The organism is uncultured Winogradskyella sp., from assembly GCF_947495255.1.
Lineage (GTDB): Bacteria > Bacteroidota > Bacteroidia > Flavobacteriales > Flavobacteriaceae > Winogradskyella.
This window is the reverse complement of the sequence record NZ_CANLYI010000014.1, coordinates 1-14713: the sequence shown is the minus strand read 5'-3', so window position 1 is coordinate 14713 and position 14713 is coordinate 1. Positions and strand designations below refer to the sequence as shown.

Annotated in this window: 16 protein-coding genes; 10 read left to right on the top strand and 6 right to left on the bottom strand. The window is 29.9% G+C overall.

Annotated elements, in window-relative coordinates:
- Positions 1-74: 74 nt before the first annotated feature.
- Positions 75-1661 carry a hypothetical protein gene (locus tag Q0807_RS18205; RefSeq protein WP_299112604.1) on the top strand — a complete coding sequence of 529 codons (1587 nt, stop codon included), beginning with the start codon at positions 75-77 and terminating at the stop codon, positions 1659-1661.
- 23 nt (positions 1662-1684) lie between these two features.
- Entirely contained in the window at positions 1685-2281 is a 597-nt protein-coding gene (locus Q0807_RS18200; protein WP_299112602.1) for a YdeI family protein, read from the top strand.
- Positions 2282-2377: 96 nt separating this feature from the next.
- On the opposite strand, the gene yajC is transcribed toward Q0807_RS18200, so the two are convergent.
- The 4 genes from yajC to Q0807_RS18180 all read right to left on the bottom strand — a co-directional run bounded on the left by yajC (position 2378) and on the right by Q0807_RS18180 (position 5654).
- A complete protein-coding gene (gene yajC / locus Q0807_RS18195; protein WP_299112600.1) occupies positions 2378-2668 on the bottom strand; it encodes a preprotein translocase subunit YajC in 291 nt (96 codons plus the stop codon).
- A 21-nt stretch (positions 2669-2689) separates the two neighbouring features.
- Complete coding sequence (locus tag Q0807_RS18190; RefSeq protein WP_299112598.1) at positions 2690-3274, bottom strand: DUF1573 domain-containing protein; 585 nt, start codon at positions 3272-3274, stop codon at positions 2690-2692.
- Positions 3275-3500: 226 nt separating this feature from the next.
- Positions 3501-4445 carry a transcription antitermination factor NusB gene (gene nusB, locus Q0807_RS18185; RefSeq protein WP_299112595.1) on the bottom strand — a complete coding sequence of 315 codons (945 nt, stop codon included), beginning with the start codon at positions 4443-4445 and terminating at the stop codon, positions 3501-3503.
- A gap of 105 nt (positions 4446-4550) precedes the next feature.
- Positions 4551-5654 (bottom strand): Glu/Leu/Phe/Val dehydrogenase, encoded by a 1104-nt coding sequence (locus Q0807_RS18180; RefSeq protein WP_299112593.1) that lies wholly within the window; start codon positions 5652-5654, stop codon positions 4551-4553.
- Positions 5655-5787: 133 nt separating this feature from the next.
- Here Q0807_RS18180 and Q0807_RS18175 point away from each other — a divergent pair, with 133 nt between their 5' ends.
- A complete protein-coding gene (locus Q0807_RS18175; protein WP_299112591.1) occupies positions 5788-7542 on the top strand; it encodes an ABC transporter ATP-binding protein in 1755 nt (584 codons plus the stop codon).
- A gap of 66 nt (positions 7543-7608) precedes the next feature.
- The gene (locus Q0807_RS18170) at positions 7609-7998 is read left to right on the top strand and encodes a PUR family DNA/RNA-binding protein (protein WP_299112589.1); all 390 of its coding nucleotides are present in this window, start codon (positions 7609-7611) and stop codon (positions 7996-7998) included.
- 80 nt (positions 7999-8078) lie between these two features.
- On the opposite strand, the gene Q0807_RS18165 is transcribed toward Q0807_RS18170, so the two are convergent.
- A complete protein-coding gene (locus tag Q0807_RS18165) occupies positions 8079-8414 on the bottom strand; it encodes a tRNA-binding protein (RefSeq protein WP_299112585.1) in 336 nt (111 codons plus the stop codon).
- Positions 8415-8437: 23 nt separating this feature from the next.
- On the opposite strand from Q0807_RS18165, the gene Q0807_RS18160 reads away from it, so the two are divergent.
- Positions 8438-8992, top strand: a complete 555-nt coding sequence (locus Q0807_RS18160; RefSeq protein WP_299112583.1) for a thioredoxin family protein — start codon at positions 8438-8440, stop codon at positions 8990-8992.
- Positions 8993-8998: 6 nt separating this feature from the next.
- Here Q0807_RS18160 and xerA read toward each other — a convergent pair whose 3' ends face one another.
- Positions 8999-10066 carry a site-specific tyrosine recombinase/integron integrase gene (gene xerA / locus Q0807_RS18155; RefSeq protein ID WP_299112581.1) on the bottom strand — a complete coding sequence of 356 codons (1068 nt, stop codon included), beginning with the start codon at positions 10064-10066 and terminating at the stop codon, positions 8999-9001.
- Between the two features lie 193 nt (positions 10067-10259).
- Between xerA and Q0807_RS18150 the strand changes: the two genes are divergently transcribed.
- The 5 genes from Q0807_RS18150 (at position 10260) to Q0807_RS18130 (ending at position 14501) form a co-directional block, all read left to right on the top strand.
- Positions 10260-10880 carry a hypothetical protein gene (locus Q0807_RS18150; RefSeq protein ID WP_299112578.1) on the top strand — a complete coding sequence of 207 codons (621 nt, stop codon included), beginning with the start codon at positions 10260-10262 and terminating at the stop codon, positions 10878-10880.
- Between the two features lie 164 nt (positions 10881-11044).
- Positions 11045-11530 (top strand): hypothetical protein, encoded by a 486-nt coding sequence (locus Q0807_RS18145; protein ID WP_299112575.1) that lies wholly within the window; start codon positions 11045-11047, stop codon positions 11528-11530.
- A 482-nt stretch (positions 11531-12012) separates the two neighbouring features.
- Positions 12013-12714, top strand: a complete 702-nt coding sequence (locus tag Q0807_RS18140; protein WP_299112572.1) for a hypothetical protein — start codon at positions 12013-12015, stop codon at positions 12712-12714.
- 162 nt (positions 12715-12876) lie between these two features.
- Positions 12877-13452: a hypothetical protein gene (locus tag Q0807_RS18135; RefSeq protein ID WP_299112568.1), complete on the top strand. Its 576-nt coding sequence runs from the start codon at positions 12877-12879 to the stop codon at positions 13450-13452.
- The gene (locus Q0807_RS18130) at positions 13452-14501 is read left to right on the top strand and encodes a DUF262 domain-containing protein (protein ID WP_299112565.1); all 1050 of its coding nucleotides are present in this window, start codon (positions 13452-13454) and stop codon (positions 14499-14501) included. Before Q0807_RS18135 ends, Q0807_RS18130 begins: the two co-directional genes overlap by 1 nt.
- Positions 14502-14713: the final 212 nt, after the last annotated feature.

Genomic DNA, 14713 nt, shown 5'->3' with positions numbered 1-14713 from the left:
CCAAACAATAATCAAAATCACAAGGTATTAAACAACAGTTTCACCACCTGCAACAACAAAAAAATCTTATATTTATGAAAAACATCTTTTGCATTCTTTTTTCAATTATTAGTATTTCGTCTTTTGGTCAAGATATAGATATTAATATTCAAACAGGAGATTTTTATAGGGATAAAATGATAAACACTACGCTATCATTTTCCGAAAGCGATAATAATGGTGGGATAATAGCAGTAAGAAATGCAGAAGCAACTCTTACCTCTAACCCTTACCCAAAAGAATATTTTATAGAGCATTATGATAAAAACCTAAAACTAATTAAGGAGATAACTATTACTAATGACAACATGAGTCAGTTTAAAGGATTAATGATTAAAAACGGTAAAATTAATCTCATTGAATTTGAATATGATAAAGAGAATATGCGTATCAATGTAAATATTCTTGAATCAAACATTGATGATTTAAAATTCGAAAAAAAGTTATTAATCTCTTTAAATCAAGATAACTTTAAAGCATACTTTGGTAGTTCTGGTTTAGATTTTTTGAATAATGAATTTAAATTTATCAATAAGAATCCAATTGGACATATAATCTTTTCTGAGAAAAAAGAATTCTTTACAATTCAATTTGATCATATTGAAAAGAAGAATAATGTTCATTATTTTTTAGTATATAACTCTAATTTTGAAAAAGAATATGAAGTAAAGCATTGGAATAAAAACCAATATACCGATTTCAATAATATTAAACTAAGTGATTATGACGGAACCCTATTCTTTCTGCAAAAAGTTTTTGAAAACAATTCTCAACGAACAGAAAAAAACGGAAAAACGAATTATCATTATGAATTATTTAAATACAACGCATTAGCAAATACCCAAATTAATATAAAAGAAGATACAAAATTCATTAGCTCCCTATTTATACTTCCAAAAATAAACGATGTAAGTTTAGTTGGTTTTTACAGTTCTAAAGACGATAGCTATATAGAAGGAATATGTCATTATAATATAAACTTAAATGATTTAAAAACGAAAGAAAAATCTTTTGAACCACTTTCAAAACAATTCTTTATTGATAAATACAAAAAAGGAATAAGCGAAAAATCTAAAAAATTAAGAAATTTAAAAGTTATAAACTTAATAATAGACAAGGCAGAAAACATTATAATCAGTGCTGAAGAATATACTTTAGAAAATCCAAATTTAGATACACAAAACAATACTTTAAATAAAAATACAAGCTATTCAGAATTTTTAAAAGAAGCCAATCATCATTATGATGATATATTAAGTATAAAAATAAACAATGAAGGTAAAATAATCTGGTCAAGAAACATAAATAAAGCTCAGACTGGTATTAAAAAATCATCTTATATATCAACGTATCAGAATGGTAATGCTTATTACTTTATAAATGGCAACCTAAAAAAGTTAAAAAACGATAGAATAGTGTTTTTGCAATCAGGTCTTAGTAAATCTGATCTCTACCTTATTTCAATTGATGATAATGGTTTTAAATATAAAAAAATAATGGATGATAATAAATCTAATATTTGGTATGATTTGAGAAATGGGGTAATTTCCAAAGACCGTAAATCGATTATTCTTCAGGGAATTAAGAAAAGAAGCAAACAAATTATTAAAATCGATATTTAATACATTATAAGAATAACTTCAATATGAAAAAAATAACCTCAGTAGAAGAATATATAGAAGTTAATCCTCACTTATCCGAAGAGATTAGCATTTTACGTGCTATTGTCACTTCTACGGAGTTAGAAGAAACCATTAAATGGAGTATGCCAACGTATTGTTTAAATGGAAAGAACGTTTTAGGTATTGGTGCTTTTAAAAATCATTTCTGTATTTGGTTTCATCAAGGTGTGTTTTTAAAAGATGAGCATCAATTATTACATAATGCTCAAGAAGAAAAAACTAAAGCGATGCGTCAAATGCGATTTAATACTAAAGCTGACATCAATCAAGCTGCCATTTTAGCTTATGTAAAAGAAGCTATAGAGAATCAGCACTTGGGACGCGAAATAAAACCAAAGCGTAATACTAAACCAATTGTTATTCCAGAGGAATTAAAAGCTGCTTTAAATACCAATACAGCGCTTAAAAGTACATTTAATAAACTATCACCTTCACATCAACGTGAATATTGCGAATACATCTCAGAGGCTAAACGCGAAGCTACCAAACAAAGACGACTAGATAAAATTATTCCGATGATAGCATCTAAGAAAGGTTTAAATGATAAGTATAGCTCTTAGGTTTTTAGATTATTTCTATTAATCCTTTCTTTGTAAAACAAAAAAAAGACTGTTCAATTAAGAACAGTCTTTTTATATAAGTTAATATGCTTCAACTTACTTTTTAGTAGCTGGTGCATTTAATTTATTACTCATTTCCATTGAAATTGCAGAACGGTCAAATTTAATTTTTCCGGCTAACGTTTCAATCACGCACGAGTTATCTTTTTCATTTAACTCAGAAATTTTTCCGTGCATTCCACTTTTTGTAACGACACGATCACCACGTTTTAATTCCGCAGCAAACTTTTTCTCTTGTTTAGAGCGTTTCATTTGTGGTGCAATCATAAAGAAATACATCACAGCAAAAATGGCGATAAACGGTAAAAATGATCCTAATGATTCCATTTAGTTATTATAAGTAATTGATTAATCGTGGTTATGTCCTTCGTGACCTGGTTGAGTACTAGACTTTCTTGGTGCAGCAGCTCCATTATCTACAGACAAAGGATTGATTGTTGCTTTACCTGCTTTTTGAGCTGAAGCAGCAGTAGCTTTAACTGGTGCATTTGGATCTTGCTTTATTTGTGCAGAAATCTTTACCATTTCTTTACCGCTTTCAGTGTTAGTTGTCATAGTAATAGATTTAGTAACTTTTCCGTTTCCTTTTCCGTTAAACTTTACAGAAAATTCACCTGTCTCTCCTGGTGCAACTTCTTTTGTCCAGTTAGAAGGTACTGTACAACCACATGTAGATTTAATGTTACTTACAACTAACATAGAATTACCAGTGTTTTGATATTTAAAAGTTGTTTCTACAGGTGTACCGTTTTCAATAGTACCAAAGTCGTGCTCTTTTTTATCTAAAGCTATTACTGGAAAATCACCTGCATTTGCATCTCTTTCTGCTGCAACTGCGATATTTTCAGTTTTAATTTTGCTAGCTGCATCTTCTTTACAAGACGTAAACGCAACCATACATAACGCACTAAGACCTAGAATTACTTTTTTCATTATTTTTTTATTTTAATTAAGATTTATTTTGAGCAAGCGAAGTTAATAATTATTTTATTGATTTAAAATATTTAAGAACTCGTTAACATTGTTCTGACTGAAATAACTTACTTATTATGTGTTTTTAACCAAGAAATATTCAAATTTCATTAATTATGATGTCTAAAAAGTTATTTCAAGTTATTTAGCTACCACTTATTTTACTTCGATTTAAAGCAAAATTAGGTTACATTAAACCTCTTCCTGTCTTGAGATGAATGTTTTCAGCTTGATATTCCTTTACAATTTTATCTAAAATACCATTAATAAATAAACTACTTTTTGGTGTAGAATATTCTTTGGCTATTTCTAAATACTCATTAATTGTTACTTTATGAGGAATGGATGGAAACTTCTGAAATTCGCATAAAGCCATTCTTAAAAGCACACCATCTATACTTGCCAATCGTTCGCTATCCCAATTGGTTGTTTTTGTTGAGATTTCTTCCGCAAATTTAGAATTATTAAGAAATGTTTTTTGCAACAAGTCTTTAGCAAATTCTAAATCTTCTTCATCCTTATACAAATCTGGCAACAATGCTGTTTCTGGAGACGTTAACTTCAGCTTTCTTAAAATTCTAAGAATTGCTGTGTTTACAACTGGCAAATCATCTATCCAAGTTAACTTCTTATCTTCAAAAAACTCATAAAGCTTTTCGTTAGGTGCAATAATTTCAGTAAAGACGTCTATTATAAAATGTTTGTCTTTTTTGAAACTTGTTTCCGTTTCTGCAGTATAGAATTTATATAAATCACTTTTTATAATTTCTTTAAAAATGATATCTACATATTCGAAATCTAAATGCCAAAAATTCAACTTACTACTAGAGACTGCCTCTTGTAATAAAGTATTACTGCTAATAAGATGCAATAATTGATTTTCTTGAAACTTTAGGCTTAGGTTTTTATCTGCTTCAGATTTAACGATTTTATTCTGAATTTTCTCGTTATAATCTTTGCTCTTTTTATGAAGTTCTGTGAGTAATGCTAAAACCGACAAGTATAAGTCGTACATGTTATCTAAACTATGAGTTAAGAACCGTTGTTCTTTTAATAAATCATCACTTTCGGTACCTTTAAAAGCATACATGGATTGCATAACTTTTATTCTGATGTGTCTTCTGTTTAGCATGTGTAAGAACTCACTTTAATTTTGGTTATTAAAAAAGGTGAACCTATAGAGATTCACCTTGCAAAAGTACTATTATTTAATTTTTATTTCAGAATTAAAATGCGACTATTTTAAATTTTCTTGCTTTCTTGTTTCAATACGCTGTTTAGCAATATTCATCGCAGCATTATGCGTTGTAAGATTGTAAACTTTAGCGTTATCTAAAATTTCGAGCGTAGTATTATAAATATTCTCTGTTTTACGCATAATTTCTTGTCTTCCGTAATTCTCTAATTCGGCATAAACGTTAATGATTCCGCCTGCATTAATTAAAAAATCTGGTGCATAAACAATACCACGGTCTTTTAAAATTAGTCCGTGTTTTGCTTCTTCTGCTAACTGATTATTTGCAGCACCTGCAACAATCTTAGCTTTTAGTTTATAAACTGTATCGTCATTAATGGTTGCTCCTAATGCACAAGGTGCATAAATATCCATTTCTTCACTGTAAATATCGTTACCTCTATAAATAGAAGCACCATATTTAGAACGTACTTCTTCTAAGCGTTCTTGGTTGATATCTGTAATGGTTACGTTAGCGCCTTCATTCATTAAATGCTCAACAAGACCTTCACCTACATTACCAATACCTTGAACAAACACATTTTTATCTTCTAAAATATCTGACCCGTATTGAAACTTTGCAGCTGCTTTCATTCCCATAAAAACACCATATGCTGTAATTGGCGACGGGTTACCAGCACCACCTTTACTTTCTGAGATACCAGTTACATAAGGTGTTACTTCTCTTACTGTATCCATATCTTCTGTTGTCATCCCAACATCTTCAGCTGTGATGTAACGACCACTTAACGAGTGTACAAATTCGCCAAAACGTCTCATTAACTCAGGTGTTTTCTGTGTTTTAGCATCACCAATAATAACGGCTTTACCTCCACCAAGATTTAAACCTGTAATGGCAGACTTAAATGTCATTCCACGAGACAAACGTAAAACATCATTTAGTGCTTCCCACTCGTTGGCATAATTCCACATTCTGGTACCACCTAAAGCTGGTCCTAAAACTGTGTTATGAATACCAATTATCGCTTTTAAACCAGTATCTTTGTCATTGCAAAAAACAATTTGCTCATGATTGTCAAAAGAGTGTTGACCAAAAACGGGATCCACTTTATTTAAGTCTTTTGAATTTATAATTTCTGAAGTCATTTTACCTTTAGATTTTAGGGTGTTTATAGATTTTCTAAAAACAGCTAGCAAAAATAAATTATAAATAGAGGATTAGCAAAATATTAACTAATAAATACGATTATCGTAATACTTTTGACCTACGAAATACAACATGAAAGCACTAAAACACCTCAATAAATACTTTTTAAAATATAAATATCGCTTAATTATTGGTGTACTCATCACCATTATATCTAAGATATTTGCACTGTTTACGCCACGTTTAGTTGGTGCATCAATTAACGTTGTCTCTGATTATTTAGATGGAAATATTGCAAAAGAAGTTTTTAAAAGCGAACTCACAACTAATGTTATATATATTGCAGGAGCTGCCATAATTGCCGGAATTTTCACATTTTTAATGCGTCAGACCATCATTAATGTATCTCGTTATATTGAATATGACCTAAAAAACGAAATTTATAAGCATTATCAAGTCTTATCGCTAAGTTTTTATAAAGCAAACCGAACTGGTGATTTAATGAACCGAATTAGTGAGGATGTTGGTAAGGTTAGAATGTATGTTGGACCAGCTTTAATGTACACCATAAATACAATTACCTTATTTGCCGTAGCTTTAATATATATGATTGATCGTTCACCAACATTAACCTTATATACATTGTTACCCTTACCGATTCTATCAGTTGCTATCTATAAATTGAGTCGTTTAATTAATAAGCGTAGTACTATTGTACAGCAATCGCTTTCTACACTCTCAACATATTCTCAAGAAACATTTAGTGGTATTTCTGTTATAAAATCTTATGGTATTGAACCAAGAACTAATATGGAGTTCGAAAATCTTTCAGCAGAAAATCGTCAGAAACAAATTAACCTTACTAAAGTGCAAGCGTTATTTTTTCCGATGATGATTTTACTTATTGGCGTGAGTAACCTAATTGTTATCTATGTTGGAGGCATGCAATATATGAATGGCGAAATAGAACATATTGGTACTATTGCCGAATTTATTATATACGTAAACATGCTAACTTGGCCAGTTGCTACAGTTGGTTGGGTAACGTCTCTTGTGCAACAAGCCGAAGCTTCGCAAGAACGTATTAATGAATTTTTAAAAACAGAACCAGAGATAAAAAACAAGGTAGATAAACTTACGCCTATTAAAGGTGATATAGAGTTTAAACACGTGTCGTTTGTATATCCTGATACTAATATTGAAGCTTTGAAGGATGTTAGTTTCACATTAAAATCTGGCCAAACCTTAGCCATATTAGGAAAAACAGGCTCAGGTAAATCTACCATTTTAGACCTTATTGGTCGTTTATATGATATTGATAAAGGGACGATATTAATTGATGATACTAATATTACAGACCTCAATCTATTCAGCCTTAGAGAAAGCATTGGTTATGTGCCACAAGATGCCTTTTTGTTTTCAGATTCTATAAAAAACAACATTAAATTTGGTAAAGAGGATGCTACCGAAGCGGAAGTTATAGAAGCTGCAAAAAACGCCAGAGTTCATAAAAACATCATAGGTTTTAGTAAAGGTTATGATACTGTTTTAGGGGAACGAGGTATTACTCTCTCTGGTGGACAAAAGCAACGTGTATCTATTGCTAGAGCGATTATTAAAAAGCCAGATATTCTTTTATTTGACGACTGTTTATCTGCTGTAGATACGGAAACTGAAGAAAAGATTTTAAAGAACTTAGTAAAGCTTACCAAGGATAAAACAACGATTATTGTGAGTCACAGAATTTCTTCGGCTAAAAACGCTGATAAAATTATTGTTTTAGATGATGGAAAAATTATTGAGTCAGGAAATCATGAAAGCCTTATCAATACTGACGGTTATTACAAAGAATTATACACTAAGCAACTCTCTGAAAAAGAAATGTAATAATTTGTTGCTTAGCTTACTTTTTTTTTAGATTTTTGGATTGAAATTATAAACTACAATTGAGTTATGAGTGATTATGAAATGATGGACAAAGAAGAAATTTATTCTAAAGTATTGCGTGCGGGACGAAGAACCTATTTCTTTGATGTAAGAGCTACTAAAGCTGGTGACTATTATTTAACAGTTACTGAGAGTAAAAAATTTACTAACGACGACGGTTCTTTCCATTATAAAAAACATAAAATCTACCTTTATAAAGAAGATTTTACTGAATTTAAAGAGATTTTATCTGAAATGACTGATTATATCATTAATGAAAAAGGTCAGGAAGTTATTAGCGAACGTCACCAAAAAGATTATAAACGCGAAGATGATTTTGTAGCTCAAGAAGCGAAAACTACAGAAGATACTGCAAACACAGATAGTTTTACTGATATTAGTTTTGACGATATTTAGAAAACATTCTAAACACATATAAAAAAACCGTTACTTAATGTAGCGGTTTTTTTCGTTTAAGAAATTATATCACTTATCTATTATAAAACAGTTGCTCCATTCTTCACGTTACTTTCTGGCTTCAATAAATAAACATCCTTTTCTTTTACTGCACCAACCACAAGACATTGGCTCATAAATTTACCAATCTGTTTTTCAGGAAAATTAACGACAGCTACAATTTGCCTATTTAGTAAATCTTGCTTTGTATAAAGTGTTGTAATTTGGGCTGAAGATTTCTTAATTCCTAATTCACCAAAATCTATTTTAAGCTGATAAGCAGGACGATGTGCTTCTGGGAAATCATTAACTTCAATAATTGTCCCAATTCGCAAATCTACCTTTGTAAAGTCTTCATAAGTTATTATCTTTTCCATTCTCAAATATAATAATTTATAAAATGGCTCGTACAGAATCTAACATGTTACCCTTAGGTACCAAAGCACCAGACTTCAGACTCATTGATACCGTTGATAATACTAAAAAATATCTTAATGAACTAAAAGGTGTAAACGGAACTTTAATCTTCTTTATATGTAATCATTGTCCTTTTGTAATTCATATTAATTCAGAATTAGCACAACTTGCTAAAGATTATGTTTCTAAAGGCATCAACTGTATTGCTATTTCTAGCAACGACGCAGAAAATTACCCTCAAGATGGTCCGGAATTAATGAAGCAAAATGCTATTGATAACGATTATATCTTTCCGTATTTGTATGATGATACACAAAACGTTGCTAAGGCTTTTGATGCTGCTTGTACGCCAGATTTCTTTTTGTTTAATGCCGAACTAAAATTGGTTTACACTGGTCAATTAGATGATTCTAGACCTGGAAACGGAATACCAGTTACCGGAAAAGATATAAGAACTGCTATGGATGCTTTACTACAAAATGAAACTATAAACCCTAATCAAAAACCAAGTATGGGTTGTGGTATTAAATGGAAGTAGTTTTTACTAAAGCGTATCTAGTGGACTTTTTAGATTGGTTAATGCGGAATTAGACACGTGAGTGTAAATCTGTGTTGTTTTAATACTATAATGCCCTAACAATTGTTGAATAAAGCGAAGGTCTGCTCCACTTTCTAATAGATGTGTTGCATAACTATGACGCAACCCATGAACGCCAATTTTCTTATTAATATTTGCTTTTAACATAGCGCGTTTAAAAATAGCTTGTACGCTTCTAGGACTATAAGCGCCTCCATACTGACCCTCGAAAAGCCATTCTTTTGGTTTGTGTTCTTTGTAGTAATTACGCAACAGCTCTAACACAGTTTGCGGCAAATTAACATATCTGTCTTTTTTACCCTTTGCACCAGAAACGAGCACAACCATATTATGACTATCTATATGAGAAATTTTTAAGTTTACAATTTCGCTAACACGCAATCCCATGCCATAGCATAGTTTAAGAATAAGTAGATGTTTAGAATTGGTTACAACTTTAAAGAGGCGTTTTATTTCGGCTTTACTCAACATTTTGGGTAATGTTAATGGCTTTTTGGGTCTGGGAATATTGAAAAACATTTGAGGTTGTAGTCTTACTTTTTCGAAATAAAATTTAATAGCATTAATCTTACCATTCATTTTTCGTTCACTCATATTTAATACTTTAACACAATACAAAAAATAGTCTTTAAGACGTTGATGTGTTAAATCATCAACAGGATGATCTTTTAGAATTAGTAATAAATGTCCAAATTCGGACAAATACATTCTAATTGTATTAGGGCTGTAGGCTTTTAGTCTTAATTGATCATAATATTCTTGAAAAGCCTCCTTATTTTCAGCATCAATTTTACTTAACAGATTTAAATGTGGGTCTTTTTTAGCTATTGTTAAAGAATTTCGGACTGTTGCTAGATCAGCAAGGTACCAAGATTTGTTACTTTGGCTCCATTTTGCAGAAGGATAACGTTCTCTAAATTGATTAAGTAGGGTTTGATTATATTGAAAATGAACCCAAATAACATTTTTACCTCTATGAGTGCCTGGCGAAAATTTATAGTTGTTAGTATCCATTTACAATATGCGCATTTTAAATATCAATTATGATGTAAATATAGTAAATTTTAGTTGTGATATTTAAAATACGTACAATAATAAATCATTGTAATAAAGACTATTACTATGATACGGCATTAAATTATTTTTATTACATTTGATGAAGCACTTGCGTATATATAAGTGTTACCAAACAGTTGAAACCCGAACAATGAAACAACTTCTGATTTTACTATTAATATTTTCTCTTTTATCAAGTTGCGACCGAAATAAATCCGAAAAAAACCAACCTGAATTTAAGTCAAAAACGGAATTAACAGCAGAAACGGAATCTGAACAAAAATTAGAGTTGGAATCTAACCAATCAAAAAATAAAAAAGATACAATTAATAATTATTGGGCTTTAATTCTTGACACTATTTCGACAAAAAAAGAATTCAAAATTTCTGAATTAAAACACACTCTTGAATTAAAAACTTATAGTTTAAACGATAGTTCTATTGTTAGGAATTTAGCTCAAAACGGAGAACAAGCATATTTAGACCATTCTCACAAAATGGTAACTGATTTCAAACTTTTGACTGACTCAATTGTTGACAAAAAACAAATCGACCGAACTGATTTCAAAGAATCTCTGATTCCTGAATTTTATGCAGAATGTAATCTTTTCTCAACCGATATTGATAGCATTTTAGGAAACACTATTTATCTGACTTCTGACTTGAATGTTCCTGATACAGGCAATCAATGGAGAGTTTGGTATTCGATTAAAATAAAAGACAACCAAATTGGAAAAATAGAAATTAAAGAATCTGATTACGTTGGAGATTAAAAACCGTTTGGTAACACCGTGTATAATTAATTGCTTTTTACGTGCTTACTTGCGAAAATTCCTGCGGAATTTTCTCGGGTTCGTAAAAGTTTGCTAAATTAGTTGCTTAACCACGCAACTAACCATACACAATCACGTTGTAAAACATTTGCCAAACCAACAAAATGAAGAAATACAAATTAGAATTTTTGACAATTTTACTTCTGATTCCAATGTTTACGATTGGACAAATTCCGAAAGGACATTTTTTAGACGCAGACGATTCGGCTGAAAAGGGCTATAAATTAAAACCTTTCAAACAGAAAAAGGAGGGAATTTATCATTACGCAATTCTGACAGAATTGCCATTTGAAAATGATTGTGAAAGTGGAATTTCGCAAAAAGAGCAAATTGCTTGTGCGGAAAAAAATCTAAATGGATTAATAAGTGAACAATTGAACTCTGAATCAGAATTTAAAGGGAACGTATATATTTATTTAACAGTAACTGAAAAAGCGGAAATAATTGACGTAAAAATTAAGTCATATCCACAATCGAATGAAATTGATAAAATAATAAAAAAAGCAACTGAACAAATAAAAGTTAGACCAGCAAAATTTAAAAAGAAAGTTGTTAAATCCAGATTATGGACAAAATTAGAATTTGAATAAAAAAAAGTATAATATCCAAATATTTGAAATATGAACATTATACTTAGACTAATAATGCGTTTAATTCTAAATTATCCTGGAGCATATATCAGATGGCTTTTGTTTAATAAAGAAAATAAAATTGAATATTATAAAAAAGATACATCAAATAACTATTTTGTATCAATGTTAGTGATAACATTAATTATTATAATTATTAATTGTTCTAAAATGATATTTGAATAAAAAAACGTTTTACAACACCGTGTATAATTAATTGCTAGGTTCTTCCCTACTTGCGAATATTCCTTCGGAATATTCACGGGTTCGTAAAAGTTTGCTAATTTAGTTGCTAAACCACGCAACTAACCATACACAAAACCGTTGCCAGTAATTAAAAAAAACCGAGAACATTGATATTTATTGATTAAATGAAAAACCGATTTTTAGTTTATTTTCTAGCCATTTTCACACTCTTCTCTTGTAATAATCAAAAAGAGGAAATGAAAGAAATGAACTTGTTTTTACAAGCAAATAATGAATTCAATAATAGAACCTTAAATAAAAATAAAGGAGATTATTATCGGATAATCGAAGAAGCGCCTGGACGTAAAATTGAAAAATTAAATCAATTGGATTCAAAGTTTGAACTGCTAATTTCGAAAATAAATAGTGCAATTGCGAATAAAGAAAGTAATCTGAAAAGCATAACTTCTGAATCAAATGAAATTCTTAGCGAGATTCCGAAACTTGTAGATAATAGAAAAGATTATTTATTACCTGAATTTAAACAACCGAAATCCGACTCTGATGATTTAAGTCTAAAATATATAAAAAATAGACTTGTTATTGGAATGGCTTATGTTTTCGAGTATGCAAGTAGACAAACTTATTCAGTAGACGGATTATATAAAGTAGATGTAGATAGTATTATTTCACAAAAAACTGACAACGGAATTAAACTTACTTTGACCTCTAGGTTTGGACAACCCATAAAAGAAAATAGACATATTTTAATTAATAAAATTAAGTTCAATGGAAAAGAGGAGAAAGTCGATTTTAAACTAAAAGAGAATTACTCTATTGCGGATATTGAATTAGATTCATTAAGAACTGGAATTTATGAAATAAACGGAATTTTACGATTTTATCATAGAGAACAAAAATTTGACATTCCGTTTGAGAAAACAATTAAAGTGGAATAAAAACTACTGGCAACACCGTGTATAATTAATTGCTAGGTTCTTGCCTACTTGCGAATATTCCTGCGGAATATTCACAGGTTCGTAAAAGTTTGCTAAATTAGTTGCTTAACCACGCAACTAACCATACACAAACACGTTGCCAGTAATTTGAAAAAAAACAGAATGTACGAGGAAGGAATAGAACTTGGTATTGAGAAAAAACTTAGAAATGAAATTATAGCCAGGAAAATATATCTATCATTTCCTACTAATGTTTTTGTTGGTAAAGAAGAATTACAGTTTGAAATTACTAATTCAATTGCAAATCAATTCAAAATCCCACTAACTGCAATTCAAATTGTAGGGTCAGCAAAAACGGGATATAGTTACCATAAAAATAAAGAGTTTGAACCTGGCAAATCAGATTTAGATATTTCAATAGTAAGTAAAGATTTATTTATAAATTATACAGAAACTGTTTTAATTGAAACCAAAGGATTCAAAGATTTATCTTCTTTTGGGAGAAATAGAGATGGAAAAAGTAATTTTGATTCATATAAAACATATATTAACAAAGGAATTTTTAGACCAGATTTAATGCCAGCCTGTAGTACAAAAAATAAGTGGTTTAATTTTTTTAACAAACTTTCAGGAAAACATTTTGAATTATTCGGATCAATTAATGCCGGAATCTATTTAAGTCAAAAATTTTTCGAATATAAACAAGCTGATAATATAGAATTTTACAAAAAAATATAATGATAAAATATCAAGTTAGAGCAAGACAATTAGTAGATTTAATAAGTGAAATAAAGAGAGGTAAATTAATTTTATCACCACCATTTCAAAGAAACCTTGTTTGGAGAACAATACACAAAATAGATTTTATAAAAACAATCTTATTAGGCTTTCCTTTTCCTCAAATATTTTTAGCAAAAGGGGAATTAAATGCGGAAGAACTAACAACAACTTCTGTTGTTGTAGATGGCCAACAAAGAATGAATTCTATTCTTGAATATATCAATAACGAATATAAAGTTGAAGGTCATTACTATAATGAACTGACGATGGCAGATAGAGAAAGTTTTTTGAAATACGAGATTGCGATTATCGAATTAGATATGGAAAGTGATGACCCACAAATTATCGACATTTTTCAGAGACTCAATAGAACATTTTATAGTTTAACTAAAATCGAAAAATTAGCAAGTGAATACGCATCTTCTGAATTTATGCTAATTGCTAAACTGTTATCTAATGAAATTAGGTTTGAACCAGGTGTGAAAAATCCATCTAACGGTAATATTCCAAAAGAATTTAAGGATTGGGCAAAAAACACCAATTATTCAGATTTTAGAGAATTAATGATTGAAAGACCAATATTCACACCTTATGAAATTTCCAGAAAAGTACATTTAATGTTCGCTTTAAATATTTTAGGAACAACTGAACGAGGGATTTTTAATAGAAACATTAAAGATTCTATTTTAGAAGAATATAAAGATAACTTCCAAAATAAGAGTGAAATTGTTGAAAAACTAAATAAAGTTGGGGAACTTTATAATTCTATTAAATTCAAAAAAACAAGTTATTGGTATAATAAAGCCAATTTTTTTACTTTAGTTATTGTTTTTTACAATAATCTGGAAGCGATTCAGAACATTCCAAAAGGTTTCTTAAAAGAAAAATTATTGGAATTTGAAGAGAACACACCTGAGGAATATAAATTAGCCGCAAAAGAAGGTGTTAACAATAGAAAAGAAAGACTTTTGAGAAACCAATTTATTGAAAATTTAATATTGGAATAAAAAACTACTGGCAACACCGTATATAATTTATTGCTGGCTTCTTGCCTACTTACGAAAGTCCTCGCGGACTTTCTTGGTCTGTAATTATTTACTTAATTAGTTGCTTGAAACACGCAACAAACCATATACAACAACGTTGTACAACATACCCGAAATGAACAAACTGCTGACAATTTCACTTCTGATTTTCCTATTTCTGTCTTGCAAAAACG

Excerpts from the sequence above, each read along its gene's own strand:
- Q0807_RS18140 (WP_299112572.1), top strand. The coding sequence starts at position 12,013 with ATGAAAGAAATGAACTTGTTTTTACAAGCAAATAATGAATTCAATAAT.
- Q0807_RS18150 (WP_299112578.1), top strand. The coding sequence starts at position 10,260 with ATGAAACAACTTCTGATTTTACTATTAATATTTTCTCTTTTATCAAGT.
- yajC (WP_299112600.1), bottom strand. The coding sequence starts at position 2,668 with ATGGAATCATTAGGATCATTTTTACCGTTTATCGCCATTTTTGCTGTG.
- Q0807_RS18145 (WP_299112575.1), top strand. The coding sequence starts at position 11,045 with ATGAAGAAATACAAATTAGAATTTTTGACAATTTTACTTCTGATTCCA.
- nusB (WP_299112595.1), bottom strand. The coding sequence starts at position 4,445 with ATGCTAAACAGAAGACACATCAGAATAAAAGTTATGCAATCCATGTAT.
- Q0807_RS18130 (WP_299112565.1), top strand. The coding sequence starts at position 13,452 with ATGATAAAATATCAAGTTAGAGCAAGACAATTAGTAGATTTAATAAGT.
- Q0807_RS18165 (WP_299112585.1), bottom strand. The coding sequence starts at position 8,414 with ATGGAAAAGATAATAACTTATGAAGACTTTACAAAGGTAGATTTGCGA.
- Q0807_RS18200 (WP_299112602.1), top strand. The coding sequence starts at position 1,685 with ATGAAAAAAATAACCTCAGTAGAAGAATATATAGAAGTTAATCCTCAC.
- Q0807_RS18205 (WP_299112604.1), top strand. The coding sequence starts at position 75 with ATGAAAAACATCTTTTGCATTCTTTTTTCAATTATTAGTATTTCGTCT.
- Q0807_RS18170 (WP_299112589.1), top strand. The coding sequence starts at position 7,609 with ATGAGTGATTATGAAATGATGGACAAAGAAGAAATTTATTCTAAAGTA.
- Q0807_RS18160 (WP_299112583.1), top strand. The coding sequence starts at position 8,438 with ATGGCTCGTACAGAATCTAACATGTTACCCTTAGGTACCAAAGCACCA.
- Q0807_RS18135 (WP_299112568.1), top strand. The coding sequence starts at position 12,877 with ATGTACGAGGAAGGAATAGAACTTGGTATTGAGAAAAAACTTAGAAAT.
- Q0807_RS18175 (WP_299112591.1), top strand. The coding sequence starts at position 5,788 with ATGAAAGCACTAAAACACCTCAATAAATACTTTTTAAAATATAAATAT.
- Q0807_RS18180 (WP_299112593.1), bottom strand. The coding sequence starts at position 5,654 with ATGACTTCAGAAATTATAAATTCAAAAGACTTAAATAAAGTGGATCCC.
- xerA (WP_299112581.1), bottom strand. The coding sequence starts at position 10,066 with ATGGATACTAACAACTATAAATTTTCGCCAGGCACTCATAGAGGTAAA.
- Q0807_RS18190 (WP_299112598.1), bottom strand. The coding sequence starts at position 3,274 with ATGAAAAAAGTAATTCTAGGTCTTAGTGCGTTATGTATGGTTGCGTTT.